The organism is Rhodoferax sp. (genome assembly GCF_028715765.1).
GTDB lineage: Bacteria > Pseudomonadota > Gammaproteobacteria > Burkholderiales > Burkholderiaceae_C > Rhodoferax.
In genome coordinates, this window is record NZ_JAQURE010000089.1 from 1 (window position 1) to 4,701 (window position 4,701).

7 protein-coding genes are annotated in these 4,701 nt (G+C 60.9%); 6 read left to right on the forward strand and 1 reads right to left on the reverse strand.

All coding sequences use genetic code 11. The features are described 5' to 3' along the window. From PHT20_RS16235 to PHT20_RS16250, 4 genes are all read left to right on the forward strand, one after another. On the forward strand, nucleotides 1-1,070 hold a 1,070-nt coding region (locus PHT20_RS16235), incomplete at its 5' end, for a response regulator (protein WP_301021346.1). Further along, nucleotides 1,067-1,909, forward strand: a complete 843-nt coding sequence (locus tag PHT20_RS16240) for an HDOD domain-containing protein (RefSeq protein ID WP_300080971.1) — start codon at nucleotides 1,067-1,069, stop codon at nucleotides 1,907-1,909. The genes PHT20_RS16235 and PHT20_RS16240, both read left to right, overlap by 4 nt. A gap of 125 nt (nucleotides 1,910-2,034) precedes the next feature. Further along, nucleotides 2,035-2,415, forward strand: coding sequence for a hypothetical protein (locus PHT20_RS16245; RefSeq protein WP_301021347.1), 381 nt, complete (start codon nucleotides 2,035-2,037; stop codon nucleotides 2,413-2,415). 23 nt (nucleotides 2,416-2,438) lie between these two features. Next, nucleotides 2,439-2,819: a phage holin family protein gene (locus PHT20_RS16250; protein ID WP_301021348.1), complete on the forward strand. Its 381-nt coding sequence runs from the start codon at nucleotides 2,439-2,441 to the stop codon at nucleotides 2,817-2,819. Nucleotides 2,820-2,931: 112 nt separating this feature from the next. On the opposite strand, the gene PHT20_RS16255 is transcribed toward PHT20_RS16250, so the two are convergent. After that, nucleotides 2,932-3,153 (reverse strand): glycine zipper 2TM domain-containing protein, encoded by a 222-nt coding sequence (locus tag PHT20_RS16255; protein ID WP_300080963.1) that lies wholly within the window; start codon nucleotides 3,151-3,153, stop codon nucleotides 2,932-2,934. Between the two features lie 243 nt (nucleotides 3,154-3,396). On the opposite strand from PHT20_RS16255, the gene PHT20_RS16260 reads away from it, so the two are divergent. Both PHT20_RS16260 and PHT20_RS16265 read left to right on the forward strand, forming a co-directional pair. Beyond that, nucleotides 3,397-4,218, forward strand: coding sequence for a response regulator (locus tag PHT20_RS16260; protein ID WP_301021349.1), 822 nt, complete (start codon nucleotides 3,397-3,399; stop codon nucleotides 4,216-4,218). 25 nt (nucleotides 4,219-4,243) lie between these two features. Continuing rightward, a partial coding sequence (locus tag PHT20_RS16265) for a Crp/Fnr family transcriptional regulator (protein WP_301021350.1) occupies nucleotides 4,244-4,701 on the forward strand: 458 nt, incomplete at its 3' end.

Here is a 4,701-nt window from a genome sequence, read left to right on the forward strand (position 1 = left end):
TGTCTAGCCCCAAAGACGCGGCCACCGAGGCACAAGAGCAGCGCATGTGGCAAGACCACCCGCAAGTGGTGCGGCTGGTGCGCCGCGGCCGCAGTGGCATGCTGGCGCACGGCATTGAAGTGCTGGCGGCGCCGGTGCTCTACCACGAGTTGCTGCAAGCTGTGGGGGTCGCCTGCGGCCGTCTCAAGGTGACTGACCTGGTGCAACACCATTCCCAAGGCACCCAGCCAGCGCCGCCGGCGCCCTTGGCCGATGAGGCTGCCCGCCGCGGCCAGCTGATTTTGGTGGCCGAAGACAACGAAACCAACCGCGATGTGATGCAAGAGCAGTTGCGCCTGCTGGGCTATGCGTCCGAGGTGGCACCTGATGGCGCACAAGCCTTGGCCATGTGGCGCAGCGGCCGCTATGCCCTGCTGTTGACCGACTGCCACATGCCTGTGATGGACGGTTTTGAGCTCACCGCGGCCATTCGCCAAGCCGAGCCTGCGGGCAAGCGGCTGCCCATTGTGGCCATCACCGCCAACGCCATGCAGGGCGAAGCCGAGCGCTGCCGTGCCCGCGGCATGGACGACTACCTGAGCAAACCTTTGCGCATGCGCGAGCTGGCAGGCTTGCTAGACAAGTGGTTGCCATTGCCCAAGCCGCCTCAAGAAAATACAAAAATCATAGCTATTAGCGCAGGTGCAGCAAGTGCTACAGGCCAATTTGATGTATGGAATCCAAACACCCTGCCAGAGCTGGTGGGGCACAACCCCGCGCTGCACCGCAAGCTGTTGGACAAGTTTTTGTTCAACGCCCAAGCGCAGTGCACGCAAATGACGGTGGCCTGCGACGCGGCAGATTGGCCCACGCTCACGCTGGTGGCGCACACGCTCAAATCAGCCTCGCGCTCGGTCGGGGCGCTGGCCTTGGGCGAGTTGTGCCAGCAGCTGGAAGCCGCCAGCCGCGCTGCCGATGCCGCCGCTTGCACCCCCTTGTGTAGCCAACTGGCTCCTGCGTTGGCACCGGTGCAAGCGCTTGTTACCGCGTACCTGGCAACCCTTGCCACCACCGGGGATAACCCTTCATGACGCTTGACGATTTGTTTCAGCGCAGCTTGGCCTTGCCAGTGCTGCCGCAAGTGGTGCAGCAGTTGCTGGCCAGTTTTCAGAGCGAAGACCTGCGCGCTGACCAATTAGCCCACCTGATTGGGCAAGACCAGGTGCTCAGCGCCAAGCTGCTGCGCCTGGCCAATTCAGCCCACTACCAACGCCCTCAGGCCATCAGCACCTTGCACCAAGCCGTGCAGCTGCTGGGTTGGGTGAATGTGCGCACGCTGGTGATCAGCGTTGGGCTGATGAGCTGCTGCCCGCAACTGCCCGCCGACTGGAGCAAACGCTTTTGGCAGCACAACCTGCGCTGTGCCGTGGCGGCCAGACACTGGGCCGGGTTGGCTGGCGCAGACCCAGAGTTGGCCTACCTGCTGGGTCTGCTGCAAGGTCTTGGCATGCTGCCCATGCGCCTGGCCGAGCCCGAGCTGATGGCCAAGCTGGATGCCCAAACCAGCCCGTTCGAGCTGCAACGCTGGGTCTGCGAGCGCTTGACCCTGGGCTATGCCTACACCGATGCCAGTGCCAAGCTCACCGCCCACTGGCAACTGCCCGCTGTGTTTGCCCAAGTGCTCTCGCTGGTGGCCGAGCCAGCGGGCAGCACGGCACTGGCCAAAGATTCGGCCCCTGTGCGCTGGGCGGGCTTGGTGCAGCTGGCCGTGTGGCGGGCGCAAGTTTCAGAGGGGGCTGCCCCGGCGCAGCTGCAAGCCGCTTGGCCCCGCGCCATGGCTGTGCAAGCGGGTTTACCCGAGACGGCCGAGAGCATTGACTTGGCCAGCTGGGAAACCATGGGGCCAGAGTTGATGGTGTTGCTGGGGTAGAACACCACCAGTGCGCGTGAGCGTGCGCAAGCGCACAGACGGTGGCGCGTCTTTCTTTTAACCTGAATCTGTCGCTGGCTTTGGCTCGCGATAAGACTCATATTTAACCCAAAGAAAGCCGCACCATGCTTCTCAAAAAAACTGTAGACACCCCCACCAGCCTCATGGACGATGCTGCCGAGACGGCTCAACAAGCCATCAAGACCACCCAGCAAGCGGCCAGCGATGCGCTTGACACCCTGACCGATGCCCTGCAAAACCTGAGTCACCAAGCGTTGCCCATGGCCGAGAGAGCCCAGGCTCAGGCCAGCGCCTTGGCCAAGCGCGGCTTGGATGGCGTGCTCGACACCACCCACCACATGCGGCGCACGGCCGAGCAGGCCTCTGAGAGCACGGTGGCCTACATCAAGCACGACCCGGTCAAGTCGGTGTTGATTGCTGCCGCCACCGGTGCTGCTCTGATGGCACTCATCAGCCTGGTCAGCCACACCCGCCAGACCCGTTAACGCCACGCCTGCGGACTGCTGTGATGCACCCCTTGCTTGCCCTGCTGACCAGCCAGCCCCAGCTGCTGGCAGACCATGCACAGGCTTATGCCGTGTTGTTTCATGAAGAGCTTGAGCTGGCGCGCAGCGCGTGGCAACGCCAGCTCACGCTGCGGGTGGTTGCGTTGGGGAGTCTGGGCGCAGCCTTGCTGTTGGGTGGCATGGCCGTCATGCTGTGGGCGGTGACGTCGCTGGTGGGCAACCCGTGGGCGTGGGCGCTTCTTGTGGTGCCCCTGCTGCCCCTGGCTTTGGCCGTGGTTTGCTTTCGCATGGCGCGTGAGCCACAGCAGCGCAAAGCTTTTGCCAATTTATGGGGTCAAATCAAGGCTGACTTGGCACTGTGCCGCACCGTCACGCCCTCTTGAAGAAAGTGGCCTGACACAACACCCCTGATGCGTTGCCGCAAACCGGGGTGTTGTTCCACGCCATTTGGCGCTGGCATTCACTTGCACCTTGAAGCCAGGCTCGATGGCAAAGTTATTTTTGCTTGGTCACTTCGTGGCCAATCACACCACCTACGGCAGCACCTGCAGCTGTGCCCAGCAGGCCGCCGCCCACCACATTGCCAGCCACGCCGCCAATCACGGCACCGGTGGCGGTGCCGCGTTCTTGCTGCGTCATACCGGCGCAGCCGCCCAGGCTGAGTGCAGCCAGCAAGGCCGCCACGGTCAGGGAAAGGGTTTGATGAGTTGAGTTCATGAGAAATTTCTCCAAAAATAGTCAGGGGTTGAATCGTGTGGATGTGACTGGCACAACCGCATGGGCGAAGTTCTATTTTTAGGGGCTTTCAGACGCCGGTCTGTGCGCAAGCGTACAGATGCCAAACACATGCATGACAAAAATAGACCCATGCGCACGGCGTAGCGAGAAGTAGCCAGCCCAAGCGCGGTGCAACCTGTGTTTTTGACGTAGGCTCAAGCTTCAATTTTTTAGGAAACCATCATGCCAGTGACTGTCGATATCCTCAATGCGAACATTTTGATTGTGGACGACCAGGAAGCCAATGTGCTTTTGCTGACCCAATTGCTGTCAGAGGTTGGCTACTCGCGCTTGACCAGTTGCATGAACCCGCAAGAGGTGTGCGCGCTGCATCGCAAGCACGCGTTTGACCTGATTTTGCTTGACCTGCAAATGCCAGTGATGGACGGTTTTCAGGTCATGGAAGGCCTGAAAACCAACATCTCTGACCCTTACCTGCCGGTGATTGTGCTCACGGCCCAGCCCGGCCACAAGTTGCGCGCCTTGCAAGCCGGTGCCAAAGATTTCATCAGCAAACCGTTTGACCTGATTGAGGTCAAAACCCGCATTCACAACATGCTTGAAGTGCGCCTGCTGTACAAAAAATTGGCTGAGTTCAACCACCTGCTGGAAGAAAAAGTCGCCGAGCGCACTGCCGAGCTGCGCGAGAGCGAGGCACGCTTTCGCAGTTTGACCGAGCTGGCCACCGACTGGTATTGGGAGCAAGACGAGTCGGGCAGCTTTTCCAAGGTGTCTGGGCCGGTGCTGGAAATGCTGGGCCTTCAGGTTGACACGCTGCACGGCCAGAGCGAGAGCACCCGTGTTGGCGGCTGGGATGAGACTGAGCGTGGCATGTTGCTGGCCACCATTGCAGCGCGACGGCCGTTTCTTGACTTTATGTTGCACCGCACGTTGCCTGACGGCAGCGGGCAAACCTTTCAGGTCAGTGGTGAGCCCATGTTCAACAGTTGCAGCTGTTTTGTGGGCTACCGTGGCATCGGGTTAGAGCTCACAGCCCAAGCATAAAACCACTCAAAGCTGGGAAAAATCCATGTTGTCACTCCACAGCCCCACCCAAAATGATCTTTTGGCGGCGTTGCCAACTGCAGACTTTGAGTTGTTAAGCCCCCACCTGCAATGGGTGCCCTTGGCACTGGGCCAAATGCTCTATGACCCGGGTACACAAATGCGCCATGCCTACTTTCCCACCACGGCCATTGTGTCGTTGCACTATGTCACTGCCTCTGGCGCCTCGGCCGAAACTGCGGGTGTGGGGCGTGAAGGCATGGTGGGTATTTCGCTCTTTACCGGGGGCGACACCACTTCAAGCTCGGCTGTGGTGCAAACCGCCGGCCATGCCTACCAGCTCGATCGCCATGTGCTCAAAGCCGAGTTTGACCGCGCCGGGGCACTGCAGCGCCTGCTGTTGCGCTACACCCAGGCTTTGATGACGCTGATGGCGCAAACGGCCGCTTGCAACCGCCACCACACGGTCGGGCAGCAACTGTG